Annotated in this window: 15 protein-coding genes and 5 tRNA genes; 9 read left to right on the top strand and 11 right to left on the bottom strand. The window is 61.2% G+C overall.

What is annotated here, in order from left to right; translation table 11 throughout:
* Positions 1-202: 202 nt before the first annotated feature.
* From AB5975_17380 to AB5975_17365, 4 genes are all read left to right on the top strand, one after another.
* Positions 203-1,165, top strand: coding sequence for a hypothetical protein (locus AB5975_17380; GenBank protein ID XDR18428.1), 963 nt, complete (start codon positions 203-205; stop codon positions 1,163-1,165).
* Positions 1,162-6,231 (top strand): RHS repeat-associated core domain-containing protein, encoded by a 5,070-nt coding sequence (locus AB5975_17375; GenBank protein ID XDR18427.1) that lies wholly within the window; start codon positions 1,162-1,164, stop codon positions 6,229-6,231. The genes AB5975_17380 and AB5975_17375 overlap by 4 nt, the downstream gene beginning before the upstream one ends.
* 342 nt (positions 6,232-6,573) lie before the next feature.
* On the top strand, positions 6,574-9,015 hold the full coding sequence (locus AB5975_17370; protein XDR18426.1) for a fimbria/pilus outer membrane usher protein: 2,442 nt from the start codon (positions 6,574-6,576) through the stop codon (positions 9,013-9,015).
* Positions 9,012-10,094 (top strand): fimbrial protein, encoded by a 1,083-nt coding sequence (locus tag AB5975_17365; GenBank protein ID XDR18425.1) that lies wholly within the window; start codon positions 9,012-9,014, stop codon positions 10,092-10,094. Before AB5975_17370 ends, AB5975_17365 begins: the two co-directional genes overlap by 4 nt.
* A 108-nt stretch (positions 10,095-10,202) precedes the next feature.
* Here the strand turns inward: AB5975_17365 and AB5975_17360 are convergent.
* The 5 genes from AB5975_17360 to AB5975_17340 form a co-directional block, all read right to left on the bottom strand.
* Positions 10,203-10,278: transfer RNA gene (locus AB5975_17360), tRNA-Gly, on the bottom strand.
* Between the two features lie 84 nt (positions 10,279-10,362).
* A tRNA-Gly gene (locus AB5975_17355) sits at positions 10,363-10,438 on the bottom strand.
* Between the two features lie 3 nt (positions 10,439-10,441).
* Positions 10,442-10,517, bottom strand: a tRNA-Glu gene (locus AB5975_17350).
* Between the two features lie 91 nt (positions 10,518-10,608).
* Positions 10,609-10,684 (bottom strand) — tRNA-Gly (locus AB5975_17345).
* Between the two features lie 2 nt (positions 10,685-10,686).
* Positions 10,687-10,762 (bottom strand) — tRNA-Glu (locus AB5975_17340).
* A 333-nt stretch (positions 10,763-11,095) separates the two neighbouring features.
* On the opposite strand from AB5975_17340, the gene AB5975_17335 reads away from it, so the two are divergent.
* Positions 11,096-11,863, top strand: coding sequence for a hypothetical protein (locus AB5975_17335; GenBank protein XDR18424.1), 768 nt, complete (start codon positions 11,096-11,098; stop codon positions 11,861-11,863).
* Between the two features lie 158 nt (positions 11,864-12,021).
* Here the strand turns inward: AB5975_17335 and AB5975_17330 are convergent, their stop codons facing one another.
* Together AB5975_17330 and AB5975_17325 are read right to left on the bottom strand one after the other, a co-directional pair.
* The gene (locus AB5975_17330; protein ID XDR18423.1) at positions 12,022-12,504 is read right to left on the bottom strand and encodes a GAF domain-containing protein; all 483 of its coding nucleotides are present in this window, start codon (positions 12,502-12,504) and stop codon (positions 12,022-12,024) included.
* Positions 12,505-13,392, bottom strand: a complete 888-nt coding sequence (locus AB5975_17325) for an ATP-binding protein (GenBank protein XDR18422.1) — start codon at positions 13,390-13,392, stop codon at positions 12,505-12,507.
* 76 nt (positions 13,393-13,468) lie between these two features.
* On the opposite strand from AB5975_17325, the gene AB5975_17320 reads away from it, so the two are divergent.
* Positions 13,469-15,826 (top strand): response regulator, encoded by a 2,358-nt coding sequence (locus tag AB5975_17320; GenBank protein ID XDR18421.1) that lies wholly within the window; start codon positions 13,469-13,471, stop codon positions 15,824-15,826.
* Here AB5975_17320 and AB5975_17315 read toward each other — a convergent pair.
* Complete coding sequence (locus tag AB5975_17315) at positions 15,816-16,304, bottom strand: glutathione peroxidase (protein ID XDR18420.1); 489 nt, start codon at positions 16,302-16,304, stop codon at positions 15,816-15,818. The genes AB5975_17320 and AB5975_17315 overlap by 11 nt on opposite strands.
* A 13-nt stretch (positions 16,305-16,317) precedes the next feature.
* On the bottom strand, positions 16,318-16,713 hold the full coding sequence (msrB, locus tag AB5975_17310; GenBank protein ID XDR18419.1) for a peptide-methionine (R)-S-oxide reductase MsrB: 396 nt from the start codon (positions 16,711-16,713) through the stop codon (positions 16,318-16,320).
* A gap of 167 nt (positions 16,714-16,880) precedes the next feature.
* Between msrB and AB5975_17305 the strand changes: the two genes are divergently transcribed.
* Positions 16,881-18,092: a pyridoxal phosphate-dependent aminotransferase gene (locus tag AB5975_17305; GenBank protein ID XDR18418.1), complete on the top strand. Its 1,212-nt coding sequence runs from the start codon at positions 16,881-16,883 to the stop codon at positions 18,090-18,092.
* A gap of 228 nt (positions 18,093-18,320) precedes the next feature.
* The gene (htpX, locus tag AB5975_17300; protein ID XDR18417.1) at positions 18,321-19,208 is read left to right on the top strand and encodes a protease HtpX; all 888 of its coding nucleotides are present in this window, start codon (positions 18,321-18,323) and stop codon (positions 19,206-19,208) included.
* A gap of 54 nt (positions 19,209-19,262) precedes the next feature.
* Here the strand turns inward: htpX and AB5975_17295 are convergent, their stop codons facing one another.
* The gene (locus AB5975_17295; GenBank protein XDR18416.1) at positions 19,263-19,913 is read right to left on the bottom strand and encodes a thiopurine S-methyltransferase; all 651 of its coding nucleotides are present in this window, start codon (positions 19,911-19,913) and stop codon (positions 19,263-19,265) included.
* A gap of 101 nt (positions 19,914-20,014) precedes the next feature.
* Here AB5975_17295 and AB5975_17290 point away from each other — a divergent pair, with 101 nt between their 5' ends.
* Positions 20,015-20,782 (top strand): class III extradiol ring-cleavage dioxygenase, encoded by a 768-nt coding sequence (locus AB5975_17290; GenBank protein ID XDR18415.1) that lies wholly within the window; start codon positions 20,015-20,017, stop codon positions 20,780-20,782.
* 85 nt (positions 20,783-20,867) lie between these two features.
* On the opposite strand, the gene AB5975_17285 is transcribed toward AB5975_17290, so the two are convergent.
* A complete protein-coding gene (locus AB5975_17285) occupies positions 20,868-22,541 on the bottom strand; it encodes a DEAD/DEAH box helicase (GenBank protein XDR18414.1) in 1,674 nt (557 codons plus the stop codon).
* Positions 22,542-22,762: the final 221 nt, after the last annotated feature.

Below are 22,762 nucleotides of genomic sequence, written 5' to 3'. Positions count from 1 at the left end.
TCATTTTTTGTGGCTTAATTACCCCCTATGCCAGCGCAGGTACAATTACCCTGATTTCAGCGCCAACCGGAGACTTTGGAGAACGCCGTTGCACCATTGATATCCCCCAGCCGGTGCAGGAAAAACATTAAAACTCTCCGTGGCGGAGCGCGGGGGGATAGGCGTGGGTAATTGCTATGACATCAAGCCCAGCGATATCGTGATGCACGATATTCCCTCCTCCGCAGAAATCCTGCTGACCGATGATTGGTTGTGCGACACGAAATTAGACGATACGTTTTACACAGAGGACGACCCCGAAGATAACAAAAGCTTCGTTATCCGACTGGAGACGACGCGCAATCCCTCGCAACTCCCTGAAATTGGCATTGACCGCCTGACAGAGTTCGAGGTAGGCAAATACATTGACTACACCAACGATGCCGGCGAAAAACCTGTCGGTTTCAAACTGGCCGCCAAAACCCACAATGACGCAGGAAGAATCACTAGGAAACTGAGTTGCCTGCAAATAAACATTTCCGAAGACTCCAACACACCAACACTCACGCCTGTGCCCTTGGGCGAAAAGACGACCACCACGATAGAAAAAGAACACGACCACGAGTTTGATTGCGCAAGCGACGAAGTCATGGTCGGCCGTGCGCACAGTGGCGATGAACACGGTGATCATAAAGATGACTGGACGAAATACACCTGCCAGACCGTGAAAGGCGATGGGAAGGTGAAGATTGTGATTAAACAGGATTATACCGCCGCCAGGATCTCTGAATGTGGCAGGCGCAAACCTGAAAGCACGAGCGAAAAACAGCCCGACAAAAGCTGTACAGAAGCCGTTACTTACAACAAAGATAAGGTCGACCCCATTTACTTCACGTGCCCGACGGACAGCGTGATGGTCGGGCGCGGCCATAAAGGCGATGAAACTGGGTACACCACCTACCGCTGCGCCACGCTTTACAAAGACACGGAAGCTGTCGAAAACAAAATGATCGTCGTACCCGGTGATTGGGAGAAGGAAGTCAAGGAGTCAAATTCCGATTTCACCTGTGGCCTTGGCAAAGTCATGATCGGCCGCGCGCACAAGTCCGACGAAAATGGCCCTACCAAATACCGCTGCGGCCAGCTGTTCTACCCAACCAACCCGACAACGCAGGTGACCCCATGAGCAGCATGGCCGCGCACTCCAATGCCAATAACTTCGCCGTCGAAAAGCGTGTCGACCCACGTACCGGCCAATATGGGCTGAGCATCGCGATTCCTGAATTGGTTGCCGACAGCGGCGCCGGTGCCAGTTTCTCGCTAAACCTGGCCTACAACTCAATGGCCGCGGGCGATGTCGGGTATGGCGAAGGATGGGATTTGAACCTTTCCCGCTTTGTCGAGCATGCCTACCCTGAAGGCGGTGGCGCCCTGTCGCTGTTTACCGGCGAACAGTTCACCGTGGACGGCATCGAGAGCATCAGCGAGAAAAAACTCGATACCTTCCACTTCCACAAGGATGGCGAAGGGCGCTTCCGCGTCGTGCACCGTAGCGGCGTGGTCGAAATACTCGAAGAGATGGGCGCGGGCGCACAGCGTGCAGCCTTGCCGACGCGCATCTACGCACCCTCCGGGCACTGGCTCGAACTCACCTACGCAAGTAACTCGGTTACCCCGGGTTGGTTTTGCTTGACGCACGTACACAGCGGGCATCCCGATGGCGCAGGTAAAGGCCGCCTGTTGCTGCAGGTAACCTACGGCGGCACGACTGAGTTCACCCTGTACCCTGGCGCCGATGATGTGCAAGCCAGCCAGGTACTGAAGTTCAAGGGGCGACAACTGCAGAATGTGGTACTGCCCGACCAGACTCAGTGGCAATTCGACTACCAGACCGTGCATGGGCAGACCTGCGTGACCAAAGTGGTCTCGCCCACAGGCGCTGTAGAGCACATCGAATACGGCATCGACGGGGATCCTGGCCATGCATTGCCGGGCGTCGACAAGAAGCTGCCACGGGTCAAACGCCATCGCGTTCAGCCAGGGCAAGGCCAGCCGGAAATGCGCACGGACTATGACTACTCCACTGAAAACTTCATGGGTAATGGCAGCACCATTACCTGGCGCAACAACGGGCGCGACAATTTGTACGACGTTGTCGACCCAGGCTACAGCTATTGGTGCAAGACCACCCAGCGTTGCCCGGGCCAGGCTGACCGCACCGTCACCACCCACTACGACCGCTTCCACCGCAGCACCCAGGAAACCCGCGCTCAGGGCAAACAGGTCACCCGAACCCAAATCGTCTATCACGGCGAGTTGGGCGACCCCTTCAGCAAACAGCCGCCCATTTACCTGATGGCGAATACGGTAACGACCTCTTGGGAAATGGAGGACGATGCCAACAAAAAGCGCTTTGAAACCATCACCACCGAATACGATCGAGAGGGTAACCTCACCAAGGAAATTCAGCAGGATGGCGGGTACACCGTGCTGGAGTACTACGACGCCAACGGCGAACCTGGCAAATGCCCCGCTGATCCGAACGGCTTCAAGAAGCATGTAAAAAGCCAGACGGTCTACCCGAGCACGCTTGCCAACGTGGTAGAAGGCGCCACCGTGCTACGCACCGATTTTACCTATGGTGCGCTGGGGACCCTGCAGGGTCGCATCGACCTGCCCGAACACGGCGAAATCGCCTCGACATGGCTGGCCATCGAACAGGAAGTGCTGACGGACGCCGCCAACCCGCAGGCCCTGCGCGCCCTTAGCACGGTCAAACGGACCTACCTCAGCAGCCCCAGCAATGCTCACTACCACGGCCGCATGAGCAAACGTGAAACTACACTGCATGCCGAGCATGATGGGACGAAGCTGGGTAAAGTGCTGGCCGACACCACCACAACGCTTGAGTGGAAGTACAGCCTCTCCTCGCACAAGGCGCTGGGCGATGTCCTGCAGACCACCCAGACGACCATCGGGCATAACCTGAGCCAGAAGGTTTCTAAACAGAGCCAGCATCCGCTGACAGGCCAGGTGCTGGAAAACCTCGACATTCACGACACGGTCACGCGCTTCAGCTATGACACAAGCAATCGGCTGACCAGCGAAACCTCCGCACCGGACGATGACGAAAAGCGCGCCACTGTCCGCTATCGCTATGCCGTGTCGGCTGAGCAGAACCTTCAGGAAACCGAAGACAACCTGGGCGTAATCAGCCGCGTGTTGTTCGACGGCCTCAACCGCATCATCAAGGAAGAGCGGGTATGCGAGGCGGTGGCCTCGAAGGCCAGGCAACAACAGACGTATCAGGTTTATTCCGCCGCTTACAACGCCTTCGGCCAGCTGGAAAACGAAACCACCTACGACCAACTGCCCGACCGCGAACTGGCCTTGACCAGCCAGCATCGATACGACAACTGGGGTAACCGTTGCGCTACCGTGCGCCCGGACGGGGTGACCGTGTTCACCGACCGCTCCCCGTTCGGCGCCGAGGGGGATATCGTCACCACCTGGGAGGAGTACCCGGACCAACCCGGTGTGCGAAATAGCCAGAGCACCACCTCCTTCAATCGCTTCGACAAACCAGAACAGGTGCAAACGCTGGATGAGCACGGTGCCTCGGCATCGACACGCGCCTACAGCTATGACGGCTTTGGCCGCAGCGTCGCAGAAACCTATACCTTCGGCGTGCCGGCAAGCGGCAAGCACACCGCACGTGCCGAACACAAACGCACCACCGGTTACAGGTACGACATCTGGGGGCGCATGCAGCGCACCGATCGCGCGGACGGCTCGGCGTTGAGCCGGGAGTTTGCCCACCACAGCACCGATGAACTGGCGACCACCCTGCTGCTGCACCCGCAACGCAACGATGAAGGGCGTTCGGTGTGTGGACGCGAGTTCGACGATATCGACCGCCTGGTCAAAGTGACCGTTGGCCCCCACCAGGAAACGCGCGAGTACAGCGGCTCACAGTTGCTGCCAGAGAAGCGAATCATGGGCTCTGGCCGCACGTTCAACTACGAGTACGACCTGGCGGTCGGCACCGCGCCAACACGTATCACAGCGGGGAAAAACCAGAAGCCTTCCAGCTTCAAGTACAGCATGGCCTCCGCAGCCATTACCGAAGCGCAGAACGAGCAAGGTACACGCAGCTACAGCTACACCGACCAGGGTTACCTGCTGAGTGAAAGCTGGGCAGACAAACAATCGGGCGATGTCTACACGCGCGACTTCGTCTATTCGTTGCAAGGGCGCATGCTGACGTGCAGCGACAGCGACAACAGCCGAAAAGCATACGAATACGATGAACTTGGCAGGCTGCACTCGATCACCCAAGGCACGCTGCAAGCGGTATTCACTTACAACAGTGCAGGCCTGTTGCATACCACGCTGACCACCAACAACGCCGAGGCCGCCAACCCGCAGAAACTGCTGTGCACCCAGGCCTATGACCACCGCGGCCGGGAAACGTCGCGCACCCTCAAGCTGAGCCGGCTTGACACCACCCTCGATGAGCGCGCGCTCGAACAAGTGTGGCGCGACGACAACATGCTGCACAGCCGCACGCTGATCAAAGCCGGTACGGCGGTGCTGACGGAGCGCTTTGATTACGATGACCGTGACCGCTTGTACAACCACAGGTGTGAAGGCAGCGCGCTGCCTACCAACAGCAAGGGCCGTGCAATCACCAACCAGGCGTTTGAGTTCGACGCGTACGACAATATCTACTTTTGCCTCAGCGAGTTCGCGGATGGCGAAGTCGACGAAGCGTTCTACGAATACTTCGAAGATTCACCGTTCCAGCTGAAAAGCGTAAGCCATACGCTGACAGCCGATTACCCCGCTTTGGTGAAGTTCAGCGAGGACGATTACGACGCCGATGGCAACATGCTCAAGGACGAGCAGGGCAACCGCCTGGTGTACGACGAGGATACCGGCCAACTGGCCAGCGCTGCGGCACCGGGCGGCACGGCCCTGGCCAACTTCCGCTATGACGGCCACGGGCAACTGCTGGGCGTGCGCCACGGTGCGCAGGCCGAGGAGCAACGGCGTTACGAGGGCTATCGGGTCAGCAGCACCTTGCGCGATGGCTTGCTCACCGAGTACCTGTTTGCAGGCGACTCCCCGCTGGGGCTGCAACAGTCGGGCAAAAGCAACGAGACACGCCTGTACATGGCCAGCAACAACAACAGCGTCATCGGCGAATGCGCGGCCAATGATGAGGTGCATGAAGCCAACTACAGCGCCTATGGGGAGGTGCAGGAAGGCAAGCTGCTGGGCCTGCTGGGCTTCAATGCCGAAGCGCGCGAGCAGGCACTGGGCTGGTACCTGCTGGGGCGCGGCTACCGTGCCTACAACCCCAGCCTGATGCGCTTCCATAGCCCGGATAACCTGGACCCTGAACTGGCGGGCATCAACCCGTACGTGTACTGCCTGGGCAACCCGGTCATGTGGCAGGACCCTACCGGGCATTACAGCCGCGGCTGGGGCTCGAACGATGACCCGGTGAAAGAGAAGCAGAAGCGCGGGGCTGAGTTCTGGCTGAACATTGGCGTTTTGGTAATGAACATAGGCTTGACCATTGGCTTTGCCGTGATGACCGCAGGTGCCGCCACCCCGCTCGTCATTGGCGTACTGGCGGTAGGTATCACCGCAACGCTTGCATCGGCGGCTACACAGGTTGCCGCGGAGTTTGTGAAAGACCCGGAAAAGAAAAAGAAATTGGGCATCGCGTCTATGTCACTGTCCATCATCGGCACGATGACGTTGACGGCAGGGATGGTCAAGGCAGGGTTCGACAAACGTGCTGCGGCCAGGAGGCAAAGCGTTGCCGAAGTGGGGGATGCTGGGGGTGCCGGTGACGGGGGCCTACGGCGTAACAGCACAAGGAGCAACGGGGCCCAAACAGATGACATTTCACCAGTAGAGGACAATTTGCCAGCGGACATAAATCAGCCGTCTGCGCGCTCATCGAGCGCGGATCGTAATCCACCTCCAGCTCCAGCTTTGCCACAACGTGCCGTACCTGAACCAACCCCTGACTACGACACATCACCACGTGGCTCATTGATCACGGTTGAGCTAGAGCAAACGGACATCATGGGTGTTCCCTTGGCTCCAATTAGTAGCTCCAGACTTCTCAGGGTCACCGGGACTAGGGTGAAATCAGCCATTCCAGGAGGGGCACGTACTAACTCCTTCGCTACTCCAGAAGCTGCCCAGGCGTTTGCTAACACGCTTCAAAAATAACTAGCGCCAACAGGTTCGGCGCTGCAGATATCATCTGCAGCGCCGTTCTTCTTACGGGTTTTTGTGTTTCACCATCCTGACCCAAAAACACATCGACTTATCCCCTCCCCCCCCCAGACTAGCCCTACAGTCCTCCCCCAACTTTCTCCTTATCTTTCCGCCCCACCAAGCGACCGCCTCATTCCAACCCCAAACGCCTCGCTTGTCACCGCCAGCACCGCCTAACCGCCGCGCTCCAATGTCCAAACCAGGCATCTGTCATGCTCAAGCCCTTCAAACACCAGCAGGCGCTGTCACGCCTGCGCTTCCACCCTTCCCGCTCTCAGCGCAAGCCTGCTGAGCATGCCGGCCCTGGCCGCCCCCGCCGACCTGCAGTTCGAGCCCGGCTTCATTCGCCAAAGCCCAGGCCAACCCGCCGATGCCGGCGCCCTCGCGCTGCGTGCCCTGGCCGAGCAGCGCCCACTCGCCGCCGGCCGCTACAGCCTGGAGCTGTACCTGAACCTCAGCCCCTTGGGCAAACGGGACATCACCCTCGACGACAGCCGCGATGGGCAAACCCTGGCGCCATGCCTGAGTGCCGATCTGCTGGATGAAATCGGTGTGCGCGAACAACACCTGGGCGCCAGGCAACCCGGCGATGAAGGCCACTGTATCGACCTGCCCACGCAACTGGCCGGCGCCAGTGCCGAACTGGATGCGGGCAAGTTGCGCCTGAACCTGTCGATACCACAGTCCTACCTGCGCCGCGATACCAGCGGCGCCATTGCCGAGCACCACTGGGACGAAGGCATAAACGCCGCCTTCGTCAATTACCAGGCCTCGGCCCAGCACAGCAACCGCCGCGGTAACGGCACCCACAACAGCCATGACCTGTACCTGAACAGCGGCGTCAACCTGTACGGCTGGCGTCTGCGCAGCCAGCAGGCGCTGCGCGAAAACCGGCAGGGCGAGCTGCGCTGGACGCGCACCAATACCTATGCCCAACGCGACCTGCCGGCACGCTGGGGTACCCTCACCCTCGGCGAAACCTTTACTCAAGGCGAGGTGTTCCGCAGCTTGCCGTTCAAAGGCGTGAAACTGGCCTCCGACACCGAGATGCTGCCAGACGCCATGCAAAATTACGCCCCCGTGTTGCGCGGCGTGGCGCAAACCTACGCCAAGCTTGAGGTGCTGCAGAACGGTTACCCACTCTATTCCACCTTCGTCGCCCCTGGCCCATACGAAATCGACGACCTGGCCGTGGGCGCCAGCAGCGGTGAGCTGGAAGTGGTTCTGACCGAAGCCGATGGCCAGGTGCGCAACTTCATCCAACCCTACTCCACCCTGGGCAACCTGATGCGCGCAGGCGTGTGGCGCTACGACCTGGCCCTGGGCCGCTACCACGGCGCATACGAGGCCGACACCCCCGCGTTGTGGCAAGGCACGCTGGCCCGCGGCATGGGGTGGGAAAGCACGCTGTACGCTGGCGTGCTCGGGGGTGACTACTACCGCGCCGCCACCCTCGGCCTTGCGCGCGACTTCGGGGCGTTTGGCGCGCTATCGCTGGACGCCACCCAGGCCACCAGCGACCTTGGCCCAGCACTGGGCCAAGTGCAAGGCAACAGTTTTTCGGCCCGCTACGGCAAGGCCTTCGACAGCGGAACCAACCTGCGCTTCGCCGGCTATCGCTATTCCACTGTCGGCTACCGCGACTATGACGAGGTGGTGCAGCAACGCAACGCCTCCGATCACTACCTGGGCAACCGCCGCAGCCGGCTGGAAGCCTCGGTGTACCAGCACTTCGGCAGCGCCGGCAGCCTCAGCCTGACCCTGTCGCAGGACGACTACTGGCACAACAGCCTGCAACGGCGCCAGTACCAGGCGCAATACAACACGCAGCTACCGCACAATATCAGCCTCAACCTGTTCGCCTCGCAGTCGCTCAATTCGTCGCGCCACAACGACCGCATCATCGGCCTGAGCCTAAGCCTGCCCCTGGACTTCAAGCACGCCTCCAGCGCGACCTTCGACATGCAGCACAGCGCTGGCAAGCACAGCGAACGCGCCAGCCTCAGTGGCCACTTCGATGACCGGCGCCTGAACTACCGCGCCACGCTGGCCAACGACACCCAGCAAAGTGGCAGCCTGTCGTTGGCCTACCAGGGCAGCCATGCCAACTACGGCATGGGTTACAGCGAGTCCGCCGATTACCGCAACCTATCGCTGAGCAGCAGCGGTGCCCTGCTGGCGCACGGCGGCGGCATGCTGCTGGCGCCGTTCATGGGTGAAACCAATGCCGTGGTGCATGTGCCGGGCATCGAAGGGGTTGGCGTGGGCCAGGCACAACAGGGCAAGACCAACCCTGCGGGCTATGCACTGGCACCGTACATGCGCCCCTATCGGGCCAACCAGCTGGTACTGCAACTGGACCAGCTCGACCCGGAAATCGAAATCGACAACGGCACCACGCAGGTGGTGCCACGCCGCGGCGCCGTGGTGCTCGCCAAGTTCCCGGCGCGCCGGGTCAACCGCCTGGTACTGACCCTGTTGCAAGCAGACGACCGCCCCCTGCCCTTCGGCGCACAGGTCAGCGATGCCCAGGGCCAGGTATTGGCCGTGGTCGGCCAAGGCGGCCAGGCACTGGTCGCCACCCACCTCGAGCAGCAGCAACTGCTGGCCAGGTGGACGGCGGGCAGCGAGCAGCAATGCCGCTTCGATATCACCCCCGCCACCTTGCCGCTTGAACAAGGCTATCGCCTGCAAACCTTGCGCTGCGAAGCTTCTTCCGACTGGAACCGCCAATGAACGCCACCCATCGCCTCACCCTGCTATCCACCTTGCTGCTGGTCAGCCTGCCCTTCATTCACCTGCCGGCTGCCCACGCTGCGTCAGGCTGCGTCATCAACAATGGCCCAGGCCCTGCCACCTTCACGGCAGATTTCCAGAATGTGTGGGTGCCCAGGGACTTGCCGATCGGCGACCAAATCACTCGACTGCGGGTTCCCGTGACCTCCGACCCGGCAAACAGGGCTGTCTCTTGTCACAACAGCTCCGATCGCCTTCTGGAAGCGCAAGCCGACTACACCGCGCCGTTTGCCTACGATGTGCCAGTGCGACTTGGCAGCGGGCGCTTCGCCAATAGCATCATCAGAACCCGGACCCCGGGGGTTGGTGCCGTCATCGAACTGGGCCACCCGTTCAGCGGCGGGGCACCCAATACGTTCAGCTCAAGCACGGGCGACACCTTCCTGCCTTACCGCGGCACCAACATGGCCAGCATGGCCATCCCGATCCTGATCGGTCCGATCAGCATGACCGTCACACTGGTCAAGATCGGGGCCATGGCGCCCGGGCCAGTCTTGCTGGATGAAGAAGTAGCCCGTGGCAGCACCTCAGATCAGCCTGACGCCTTCCGCCTGCGAATCAGCGGCAACCTGAACCAGGCACAGTGCACATTGAAAAGCGATGCGGTCAGTGCCGACCCGGTCGATCTGGGCAGCCATACCGTGGCGGACTTCCCGGGCAGGGGCAGCACCACGACCAGCATGCCGTTCCATATCACCCTGAGTGACTGCGAGGACGACCCCAACTCAAGTACCGCTACGGCCTATATCTACCTGACAGGCACCGATGGCTCGGCCGCCATCGACCCTAAACTGGGCCTGTTCAGCTTGGGCAACGGTTCGACGGCGACCGGTATTGGCATCCAGATAACCGATGACAGTGGTGTTCCCGTGCCATTGGCAGAGCACGTATCGACCAACCAGAGGCTTCAGCTGCCTGTAACCCGCCTGCCTTATCGTGCGCACTTCTACCAGACGAACGATCGGGTGACCCCTGGCGTGGCAAAGGGCGCGCTCGATTTCACCATCAGTTATCGCTGAGTGCAGCCCTGCCCTGCGCGAACGCGATGTTCGCACAGGCGGGGCGCAAAAATCAGGCACGCAAAAACGCAAAAAGGAACCCGAAGGTTCCTTTTTGCGTTACATGTTTGGAGCGGGAAACGAGACTCGAACTCGCGACCCCGACCTTGGCAAGGTCGTGCTCTACCAACTGAGCTATTCCCGCATTGTGAAACTTTACCGCTACGGCGTGAAGCGCCATCAAGACCTTCACCACCACTGCACCGCATAGACGCCACAGTATTTAAACTGGAGCGGGAAACGAGACTCGAACTCGCGACCCCGACCTTGGCAAGGTCGTGCTCTACCAACTGAGCTATTCCCGCAAATGGCGTCCCCTAGGGGACTCGAACCCCTGTTACCGCCGTGAAAGGGCGGTGTCCTAGGCCACTAGACGAAGGGGACACACAACACTTTTCAGTGCACCAGGTTTGAACCTCACGATTCAGCCTGGGTTTTCTTTTCCTGCCCCGCCGTTAAGCGTTGCCGGAGAAACTGGAGCGGGAAACGAGACTCGAACTCGCGACCCCGACCTTGGCAAGGTCGTGCTCTACCAACTGAGCTATTCCCGCATTGGCGTCCCCTAGGGGACTCGAACCCCTGTTACCGCCGTGAAAGGGCGGTGTCCTAGGCCACTAGACGAAGGGGACACGCTACAAGCATTACTGCTTGCTTTCACTCCCTGCCGCGTTTCGCTGTGTGCTTTACGCTGCAAGTGGCGCGCATTCTATGGATGGTTGGTACAGGCGTCAACCCCTTTGTAGAAATTTATTTAAATCAATGACTTCCGGGTATACCCAGCGCTGTTTCAGGCAGCCCACAGGCGTTTGCCGTTGATTTTCTGGCGTCAAGTCAGCATTAATGTGCCAGCATCCAGTCATGGCGCAGTTTGCCGATAGAAAAAGAGAATGGCTGCCTGGGCCTCTCGCGAGCACGCTCGCTCCTACACTCAATAATGCAAACCTATTCATGAGGCATTAACGGTGACACCACTTCTGATCACCCTGCTCATCGTGGCGGGCATCGCGCTGCTGATCGTGATCGGCTACCTCAACAATGTGGTCGAGAACGGCAAGCTGGAACGCGCCCGGACGAAGATCGAACTGGCCGACCGCCTGCGCCGCTGTGGCGAAATCACCGAGACCTTCCCCGGCCAGTTCATGACCCCAGCCCTCAAGCTGCTGCTGACACGCCTGGAGCTGAACCTCAACCAGCGCCTGCTGGCGGTGGACAAGCACAATGCCGAACTCAAGGCGCGCATCGCCGAACTGGAAGGGTTGATTGCCCTGGGCGACAGGATACCGGTGAACAACCCGCCGAACCCGATCCACACTGAGGTCAAGGCAAAGGACGTGCGCTTCTTATTGGAGGCCATGCACAACCAGGTGACCCGTGCGGCCCAGGAAGGCTTCCTGGCCACGCCCGAGGCCAAGCACTGGATCAAGGAAATTCGCCATATCCTGGTGCTGCTACATATCGAGTTCTTCAACAACCTCGGCCAGCAGGCCCTGCAGAAAGGCCAGCCCGGCCAGGCGCGGCTGGCGTTCGAGCGCGGCGTGCAATACCTGCGCAAACAGCCGGAGCCGAAGGTGTATGAAGAGCAACTGACCTATCTTGAGAAACTGCTGGCCCGCGCCAACGCCCAGGTGCTGGACCGCATGACCCCGGCCGAGGACGAGCACAACGAATTGACCGACGGGCTCAAGACCGATGAAGAGGAAACCTGGAAGAAGAAGGTGATGTACGACTAAGCCCTGCGCCGTTCCCCTGTAGGAGCGGCCTTGTGTCGCGATGGGCCGCAAAGCGGCCCCGGCGACTTCAGCGTTAATGCATAGATCCGGGGCCGCTTTGCGGCCCATCGCGACACAAGGCCGCTCCTACAGGGATAGCGCCGGCCATTGGACAGTGGTCAGCAGTCAGTCAGCTCAAGGAAGATCGCCGCCAACCGCTCCAACCCCACCTGATCTGCTTCACTGAACCGCCCAACCTTCGGGCTATCCAGGTCCAGCACCCCAATCAACTTGCCTTCCTTGACCAACGGAATCACCAGCTCGCTGTTGGATGCGCTGTCACAGGCAATGTGCCCTGGGAACGCATGCACATCTTCCACCCGCTGGGTTTGCCGCGTAGCCGCCGCTGCCCCGCACACGCCCTTGCCGAATGGAATGCGCACGCACGCCACCTGGCCCTGGAACGGCCCCAGAACCAGTTCTTCGTTTCGGTTCAGGTAGAACCCCGCCCAGTTCAGGTCGTCCACCTGGTTAAACAGAAACGCCGAAAACTGCGCGGCATTGGCGATGAAATCACGCTCGTCGGCAAACAGTGCCTGCACTTGCGCTGCCAGCAGGTTGTAGCCGTCGAGGCCTGCGCCACTGGCATTGATGTCGATCATTTACTTTTGCTCCAGCAATTGCAGCCCAACCCAATAGCGGGCGAACTGATAGGCACAACGGCCATTACGGTTACCGCGCCCGGTGGCCCAGCGCACGGCGAGGATGTCGAGCTGCTCGTCACGCTGCCAGGCCAGGCCCGCAGGGCGTGCCAACTGGCCGATCCAGTGCTCGACAACATTCAGGAAGTGGTCCTGGGTGAACGGGTAGAACGACAGCCACAGGCCAAACCGGTCAGACAGGGCAATCTTGTCTTCCACCGCTTCGCTGGGGTGCAACTCGCCGTCCACACGCTTCCAGTTCTCGTTGTCGCTCTCTTTCTCCGGCACCAGGTGGCGGCGGTTGGACGTGGCATACAGCAGCACGTTGTCTGGTGCCTGCTCCAGCGAGCCGTCGAGCACGCTCTTGAGCACGCGGTAGTCGCCCTCCCCGGCTTCGAACGACAGGTCGTCGCAGAACAAGATGAAGCGTTGCGGCAACTTCTGCAGTTGCTCCACCACCCGTGGCAGGTCGGCCAGGTGGTCGCGTTCGATTTCGATCAAGCGCAGGCCGGCGCTGGCGTGCTCGGCCAGCAAGGCGCGTACCAGCGACGACTTGCCGGTACCGCGCGAGCCCCACAGCAGCGCGTGGTTGGCCGGCAGGCCGTTGATGAACTGGTGGGTGTTACGCCCTAGCTGGTCACGTTGTTTGTCGACGCCGATCAGGTCGGTCAGGCGGATGTCCAGGCTGACTTCCAGCGGTAGCAGGTAGCCGCTGCGGCCATCGCGCTGCCAGCGGGCGGCCAGGGTGGTGCCCCAGTCGATGTTCGGGCGCGGTGCCGGCAACAGGGGTTCGAGGCGCGCCAGTACCGATTCGGCGCGGTCCAGGAAAGCAATCAAGCGAGCGTCCATGACGACTCCTAACAAGACAGGTGAGATTTCCAGCTGAATGTGTGACAGGCCCGCCAGCTGCCGGGGCTATTCGGCTATGCTTGCGCAGCGCAAGGAACGTGAAACCGGCTCGGGACTCATGGATATCAAGTTCACCAATCGCCTGTCATACAAGCAAGCCCGGTTGACAGTCCTGGTCGGCTTCATCCTGGGAACATTGCTCAGTCTCATCCAGATCGGCATCGATTATGCCAGCGAAGACGCGTCCATCAACCGTGAAGTGCGCGCCTTGCTGCAAATCAGCCACAACCCGGCCTCGCGCATTGCCTACAACATCGATTCCGAGCTGGCGTTGGAGCTCACCCGGGGCCTGCTGCAGTCGCCGGCCATCATCCGCGCCCGGCTGATCGACAACAACGAAACGGTGCTGGCCGATGTCGAGCGGCCAAGGCTGCAGGACCGCTACCGGCTCCTCAGCGACTTCCTGTTTGGTGAGCAGCGCCAGTTCAAAGAGCGCCTGTTCCTGACCCATATGCCAGAGGAATACCTTGGCACCCTGTATCTGGACGTCGACACCTACGCCTTCGGCAGCCGCTTTCTCGACCGTGCCGGCATCACCCTGCTCAACGGCTTCGCCCGCAGCCTGGTGCTGACCGGCATCCTGCTGGCGCTGTTCTACATGATGCTGACCAAGCCGCTGGTGACGGTGATCGGTGCGCTCAGCGGCAGCGACCCGCGAAAACCCCGGCAAACGCGCCTGGAATGCCCGCATGGTCATGAGCACGACGAAATCGGCGTGCTGGTGAAGGTCGCCAACCAGCAGTTCGTCAGCATGGCCACCGAAATTGAACAGCGGCGCACGGCAGAAAACCGCCTGACCCAGTACCTGAACGAACTGGAAGACATCGTGTCGGCGCGCACCGACGAGCTGAAAGCCAGCAACAGCAGCCTCAGCCTGTCCAACCAGGAGCTGGAGCAAGCCCGCCGCCGCGCGCTGGACATGGCCCAGGCACGCGCCGCCTTCCTGGCCAACATGAGCCACGAAATCCGCACCCCGCTCAACGGCATGCTTGGCATGATCGCCCTGGCGCTGGACAACCCGCTGCCCAGTGAACAACGCCAGCAACTGGCAATTGCCCACGATTCGGGCAAGGTGCTGGTGGAGCTGCTGAACGATATTCTCGACCTGTCCAAGTTCGATGCTGGCCAGCTGGAGCTGGAGCGTATCCCCTTCGACATGGGGTCGATGGTGGAAGACACCGCCAACCTGCTGTCGCAGAACACCGCGCAAAGCGTGGAACTCACGTGCCTTATCGCCAGCGACTTCCCTAGCAGCGTGCTCGGCGACCCCACGCGGGTGCGGCAGATCGTCAGCAATCTACTGTCCAACGCGCTCAAGTTCACCCGCTTCGGTCGCGTCGATGTGCGCCTGGTGACGATCGTCGGCGGTGTGCGCCTGGAGGTACGTGACACAGGCATCGGCATCCCCGAAGAGGCCCAGGCGCGCATCTTCCAGCCCTTCACCCAGGCCGGTGCCGGCATTACCCGCCAGTACGGCGGCACCGGCCTGGGCCTGGCGCTGACGCGCAACCTGTGCAAGGCCATGCAGGGCCACCTGCACATTCGCTCCGAGCCGGGCTTTGGTAGCTGCTTTACCGCCGAATTACCGCTGGCCGTGCACACCGAAGCCATCCCGCCGGTGCCCCTGCATGGCCACGTGGCCGCCCTGAGCGCAGGCGGTAGCGGGCTTGATGAACTGCTGCAGAACTTGCTGCCCGCCTGGGGCCTGACCTACCAGCGCCATGACAGCAGCGCCACGCTGGACGGCGCCGCGATCGACCTGTTGATCAGCGACGATGTGGACCACCTGTTCGAACTGCGCCAGGCACTGAAAACCCCGATACTGCTGGTGACCGCCTACGGCAACTTCCTGCCCAACGAGCAGTCGCTGGCCTTGGCCCCGTTGCATCAGCTGGCCCGGCCACTGGCGCGCAACGCCCTTTACCAGACGTTGCGCCGCACCTTGCAAGGCCATGAGCCCGAACACCCGCTGGCCACCCCGGCCATTACCCTGGAGCAAGGCCGCGCGCGGATTCTGCTGGTAGAGGACAACCCGGTAAACCAGTTGGTAGCCAAGGGCATGCTTGCCAAGCTTGGCTGCCAGGTGCAATTGGCCACCCAGGGCGCCGAGGCGCTGGAACTGTTGCAGCATGACGACTTCGACCTGGTGCTGATGGACTGCAACATGCCGGTGATGGATGGCTACGAGGCCAGCCGGCGCATCCGACAGAGCGGCCGCTGGCCCGAACTGCCAATCGTTGCCCTCACCGCCAACGCCATGCCCGAGGAGCGCGAACGCTGCCGGGCGGCAGGCATGAACGACTACCTGGCCAAGCCGTTTCGCCGCGAAGAGCTACTGGCCCTGATCGACCACTGGGTGCCGCTCAACGGCTGAGCAAGCGCTCGATGTCCGCTTCCAGGGCCTGTGGCTTGGTGGTGGGGGCATAGCGCGTGACCTGACCGCTGGCAGGGTCGATCAGGAACTTGGTGAAGTTCCACTTGATCTTCTGCGAGCCGAGCAAGCCCGGTGCACGCTGCTTGAGTTCGACGTACAGCGGGTGGGTGCCGGGGCCGTTGACCTCGATCTTGCGAAACAGCGGAAAGCTCACACCGAAATTGCGCTCGCAAAACTGCGCGATTTCACGCGCATCGCCCGGTTCCTGCTTGCCAAACTGATTGCATGGAAAGCCCAGCACCACCAGGCCGCGCTCGCGGTAGGTTTGCCAGAGTTGCTCCAGGCCCTTGTACTGTGGGGTAAAGCCGCACTGGCTGGCGGTGTTGACCACCAGCAGCACCTTGCCTGGGTAGTCGCCGAGCGTTTTGTGCTCGCCGCCGAGGGTCACGCAGGGGATGTCCAGCATCGATGCAGCCATGATCGGGCTCCGGTCAGTCGCGTGGGCGCAGGTCGATGCACACCGAGTTGATGCAGTAGCGCAGGCCGGTCGGTGGCGGGCCATCGGGGAACACGTGCCCCAGGTGCGCGTCACAACGGGCGCAGGTGACTTCGGTACGGATCATGCCGTGGGAAGTGTCACGGATCTCGATCATGGCGCTGTCTTCGATCGGTGCGTAGAAGCTCGGCCAACCGCAGCCCGAGTCGAACTTGGTTTGCGCGTCGAACAGTGGCAGGTTGCAGCAGATGCAGTGGTAGATGCCGTCGCGGCGTTCACTGTTGTACTTGCCGCTGAATGGCCGCTCGGTGCCCTTGAGGCGGCATACCTGGTATTGCTCGGGGTCGAGCATCGACCGCCATTCATCCAGGGTTTTTTCGATCTTTTTCATGTAGGGACCTCGGCAGGCTGAATTTCACCCCGCGCCGTCTTTTCCGGGGCGCGGGTGGCACGTATATTAGTTGGCTTCGTGTGCCAGGCGTTCAGTCTGGCACCCGCTTCCTGCCGTTTCAAACCTTTCGGCATGGGTTGCGCGTTTTCTCATATCGGGATCCCATCATGCAGTTCAGCAAATCGAACAAGCTCGCCAATGTCTGCTACGACATTCGCGGCCCAGTGCTCAAGCACGCCAAACGTCTGGAAGAGGAAGGCCACCGCATCCTCAAGCTGAACATCGGCAACCCGGCGCCGTTTGGCTTCGAGGCGCCCGATGAAATCCTCCAGGATGTGATCCGCAACCTGCCCACCGCCCAGGGCTACAGTGACTCCAAGGGCCTGTTCAGCGCGCGCAAGGCGGTGATGCAGTACTGCCAGCAAAAGGAAATCGAAGGCGTCACCATCGAGGACATCTACCTCGGCAACGGTGTGTCCGAGCTGATCGTCATGTCGATGCAGGCGCTGCTGAACAACGGCGACGAAGTGCTGATCCCGGCCCCCGACTACCCGCTGTGGACCGCCGCCGTGAGCCTGGCGGGCGGCAAGCCGGTGCATTACCTGTGCGACGAGCAAGCCGACTGGTTCCCCGACCTTGAAGACATCAAGGCCAAGATCACCCCGAACACCAAGGCCCTGGTGATCATCAACCCGAACAACCCGACCGGCGCCGTCTACTCCAAAGAGCTGTTGCTGGGCATGCTGGAGCTGGCCCGCCAGCACAACCTGGTGGTGTTCTCCGACGAGATCTACGACAAGATCCTGTACGACGAAGCGGTGCACATCAGCACCGCCTCGCTGGCACCCGACCTGCTGTGCCTGACTTTCAACGGCCTGTCCAAGTCGTACCGAGTGGCGGGTTTCCGTTCTGGCTGGCTGATCATCTCCGGGCCCAAGCACCACGCCCAGAGCTACATCGAAGGCATCGACATGCTGGCCAACATGCGCCTGTGCGCCAACGTGCCGGCCCAGCATGCCATCCAGACCGCGCTGGGCGGCTACCAGAGCATCAACGACCTGGTATTGCCGCCAGGCCGCCTGCTGGAACAGCGCAACCGCACCTACGAGCTGCTCAACGACATCCCCGGCGTAAGCTGCGTGAAGCCGATGGGTGCACTGTATGCGTTCCCGCGCATCGACCCAAAGGTGTGCCCTATTCTCAACGATGAAAAGTTCGCCCTTGACCTGCTGCTGTCGGAGAAGCTGCTGATCGTGCAAGGTACGGCGTTCAATTGGCCGTGGCCGGACCACTTCCGCGTAGTGACCCTGCCGCGCGTGGACGACCTGGAAGCGGCGATTGGCCGGATTGGCAATTTCCTGCGGACTTATTCGCAGTAGGGTTCGACGGCATTATTGTGGTGGCGCTCGATCTCACAGGCGCCACTAACCTCAAGGCATACCTCGCTTCTTACATCCTGCAACGCTCTATCCCACAGCCCCCGCGCCATCCTCTGCCATACTCCGCCGTACACAGTTTGAAATAGTCGCCCGATTGAATCGGCACGGCAGGCCCCTTATATACCCCGCAGTAAGCGACAACTCATCCGTCAGGAGAACGTAACAACCATGATGCGCATTCTGTTGTTTGTAGCCACCAACCTTGCGGTGGTGCTGGTTGCAAGCATTACCCTGAGCCTGTTCGGTTTCAACGGGTTCATGGCCGCCAACGGGGTCGACCTGAACCTCAGCAGCCTGCTGGTGTTCTGCGCCGTGTTCGGCTTTGCCGGCTCCCTCGTCTCGCTGTTCATCTCCAAGTGGATGGCGAAGATGAGCACCGGCACCCAGATCATCAGCCAACCGCGCACCCGTCACGAACAGTGGCTGCTGCAAACGGTCGAAGAGCTGTCCCGTGAGGCGGGCATCAAAATGCCCGAAGTGGGTATTTTCCCGGCCTACGAGGCCAACGCCTTCGCCACCGGCTGGAACCGCAACGACGCGCTGGTAGCCGTGTCCCAAGGCCTGCTGGAGCGCTTCTCGCCCGATGAAGTGCGTGCGGTACTGGCCCACGAAATCGGCCACGTTGCCAACGGCGACATGGTCACCCTGGCGCTGGTGCAGGGTGTGGTGAACACCTTCGTGATGTTCTTTGCACGCATCATCGGCAACTTCGTCGACAAGGTCATCTTCAAGAACGAAGAGGGCCAGGGCATTGCCTACTACGTGGCCACCATCGTTGCCGAGCTGATCCTGGGCATCCTGGCCAGCATGATCGTGATGTGGTTCTCGCGCCGCCGCGAATACCGCGCCGACGAAGCCGGTGCGCAGCTGGCTGGCACCTCGGCCATGATCGGCGCCTTGCAGCGCCTGCGTGTGGAACAAGGCCTGCCCGTGCACATGCCCGACACCATGAAGGCCTTTGGCATCAATGGCGGCCTCAAGCACGGCCTGGCCGGGCTGCTGATGAGCCACCCGCCGCTGGAAGACCGTATCGAGGCCCTGCGCCGTCGCGGTTGATCCACCTGGTAATGTTGAAAGGGCGACTTCGGTCGCCCTTTTTGCATGCGCCGGTCAGCGCTTGACCCGGTACACCCGCTCCAACAGGCTGCAAGCCCCGGCCTGCAAAAACTTCGGGCTCTCCTGAATAAGCTCCACCACCTCCAGCTCATCCATCTGCCACCCCGCAAACCCCTGCAGCACTTCTTTATCCCCTACTGAAAACGGCGGGCCGCCCAGCAGCGACTGGTCATAATCCAGGGTCACCAGCAACCCCCTGCAGCCCGCAGGCAGCCACGCCGACAGCAACCGCATGTACGCCGCGCGCATCTGCGGCGGCAATGCGATTAGCGCCGCCCGATCATAAAGGCCCACGCAGTCGGCGATATCCTCCGCCTGCAGCGTAAAGAAATCGCCACACCACAGCTCGATTTCGCCACTGCGCCAAACCTCGAAAGCTCCATGCTGCAAAACGTCGGCATCAAGCCCATGTTCACGGAAGAAGCCCTCCACCGCCTGCCGAGACAGCTCCACACCAAGCACGCGGTACCCCTGCCCAGCCAACCAGGCCAGGTCCAGGCTCTTGCCGCACAGCGGCACCAGCACACGACTGGCCGGCGCCAGCTGCAACTGTGGCCAATACTTCTGCAGGTAGGGGTTCACCTGCGCCTGATGAAAGCCAATCTGGTTATCGGCCCACCGCTTTTGCCAGAACGCTGGCTCCATGATCACTCCCGATTTTTAGATGGTTTTCCGGTAAAACTTGGTTTGGATTTCGATGTTTATTTGATCGAAGATGATTGCATCTTAACCTTCAGGACCTTGCCATGCTGCCCAGCCTGTTCATTTCCCATGGTTCCCCCATGCTCGCGCTGCAACCCGGCGCCAGCGGGCCGGCGCTAGCCGGGTTGGCCAATGTGCTGCCACGGCCAAAAGCGGTCGTGGTGGTGTCGGCGCACTGGGAAAGCCGCGAGCTGCTGGTTACCGGCAGCGCACAACCAGAAACCTGGCATGACTTCTACGGCTTCCCACCGGCCTTGTATGCGGTGCAATACCCGGCGCCGGGCGAACCTGCCCTTGCCGGCCAGGTCAGTGAGTTGTTGAAAGCGGCGGGTCTACCCGCGCGGCTGGACGCGCAGCGGCCGTTCGACCACGGCGCCTGGGTACCGTTGTCACTGATGTACCCTGATGCGAGCATTCCAGTGGTGCAGGTTTCACTGCCCAGCCAGATGGGCCCGGCGTTGCAGGTCAAGGTGGGGCAGGCGTTGGCGGGTTTGCGCGACGAGGGCATTTTGCTGATGGGGTCGGGCAGTATCACCCATAACCTTGGGGAACTGGACTGGCATGCCGGGCCGGACGTGATCGAGCCCTGGGCGCTGGCATTCAGGGATTGGGTGGTGGACAGACTGCTGGAAGATGACCAGACATCTTTGCTGGATTACCGCAAGCAGGCGCCCTATGCGGTGCGCAACCATCCCAGTGATGAGCATTTCCTGCCGCTGTTCTTTGCCCTCGGGGCTGGGGGCAAGTTTGGGGTGGTACACCAAGGGTTTACCCTGGGGGCGCTGGGGATGGACATTTATCGGTTCGACTGAAGAGCGCAGGGCGCGCTTTGCGCCGTAAAATCCCACAGGCAAAAAAATCCCCAGCCTAGGCCGGGGATTTTTCATTGCGCAAGGATCAATCCTCGCGGTAGCGACGCAGCTTCAGCTGCTTGCCAGCCACGCGGGTGTCCTTGAGCTTGGACAGCAGCTTCTCCAGGCCGTCTTCCGGCAGCTCGACCAGGCTGAAGCTGTCGCGTACCTGGATACGGCCAATGGCGTCACGCGCCAGGCCACCCTCGTTGAGGATCGCGCCCAACAGGTTCTTGGCAGCGATACCGTCACGGGCACCCAGGGCGGTACGGCAACGTACACGGCCTTCGGCCAGCGGCAGCGGCGCGCGGCGCTCGCGGTCACCACGGTCAGGGCGCTCGCCACGGTCAGGACGCTCGCTACGCGGGGCACCAACGCCCGGCACCAGCGGCTGCTCACGCTCTACCGCAGCCAGGTCCAGCGCCTGGCCATTGGTGGCTTTGCGCAGCAAGGCCGAAGCCAGGGCACGCGCACTGCAACCCAGGTCGCTGGTCAGGCGGTCGAACAGCTCGCCGTGGGTGGCTTCAGCTTCAGCTACCAGTGGCGCCAGGCTCGACGTCAGCTTCTTGATGCGAGCATCCAGCACGGCCTGAGCATTCGGCAGGCGCGCTTCGGCAACTTTCTGCCCGGTAACACGCTCGATCACCTGCAGCATGCGGCGCTCACGCGGGGTGACCAGCAGCAATGCGCGGCCATCGCGACCGGCACGGCCGGTACGGCCGATACGGTGTACGTAGGACTCCGGGTCGTACGGCATATCAACGTTGAACACGTGAGTGATGCGCGGTACGTCCAGGCCACGGGCAGCGACGTCGGTAGCAACGACGATATCCAGGCGGCCATCCTTGAGCGAGTCGATCACACGCTCACGCTGGTTCTGGGCGATGTCGCCGTTAAGCGCGGCAGCCTTGTAGCCCTTGGCTTCCAACGCGGCGGCCAGGTCCAGGGTGGCTTGCTTGGTGCGCACGAAGGCGATCAGTGCGTCGAACTCTTCCACTTCCAGCAGACGCAGCACAGCCGGGATCTTCTGGTCGGCGTGGACCATCAGGTGGGCCTGCTCGATCGCGGTAACGGTCTGGGTCTTGGTCTGGATCTTGACGTGCTTGGGTTCGCGCAGGTGACGCTCGGCGATCGAACGGATCGACGACGGCAGGGTAGCGGAGAACAGGACGGTCTGACGGGTAGCCGGGATTGCGTCGAAGATCACTTCGAGGTCATCCATGAAGCCCAGCTTCAGCATCTCGTCGGCTTCGTCCAGTACCAGGTACTGTACGGTCGACAGGACTTTTTCGTCACGACGCAGGTGGTCGCACAGACGGCCCGGGGTGGCCACGACGATTTGCGCGCCATTACGGATTGCGCGCAGCTGTGGGCCCATCGGGGCACCACCGTAGACGGCGACAACGTTAACGCCCGGCATCTGCTTGGCGTAGGTTTCGAAAGCGGTAGCAACTTGCAGCGCCAACTCACGGGTTGGCGCCAGGATCAGGGCTTGCGGTTCGCGCTTGCTCACATCGATCTTGTTGAGGATCGGCAGGGCGAAGGCAGCGGTTTTGCCGGTGCCAGTCTGCGCCTGGCCGATCATGTCGTGACCGGCGAGGATGATCGGGATCGATTGTTGCTGAATGGCGGACGGCTCTTCGTAGCCGGTAGCCACAACGGCAGCAACAATGTTCGGATTAAGATCGAGAGCGGCGAAGCCGCCGGTTTCCTGGGTCATGGGTCTGCCTCTAGGTGCATCCGCAAAGACCCATGCTCCAAAGCTGCACATGCCTTGAAAGACCGTCAGGTCACCCAGGCAGCTTTGGCGGCGGGGATTTGCGAAAACGATTGAAAAAGAAAACTTGGGAAGGTCCGCCTAGCGGACGTGCAGCCGAAGCTGGACTCGGAGGATTTGCACCACCTGATTTTGAGGTCCGCTAAAAGACCGGCGCGTACTAT

Origin of the sequence: Pseudomonas putida, from assembly GCA_041071465.1 — a bacterium.
Lineage (GTDB): Bacteria > Pseudomonadota > Gammaproteobacteria > Pseudomonadales > Pseudomonadaceae > Aquipseudomonas > Aquipseudomonas putida_P.
The sequence above is the reverse complement of the archived record's forward strand: the minus strand, read 5'-3'. Positions and strand labels throughout refer to the sequence as shown.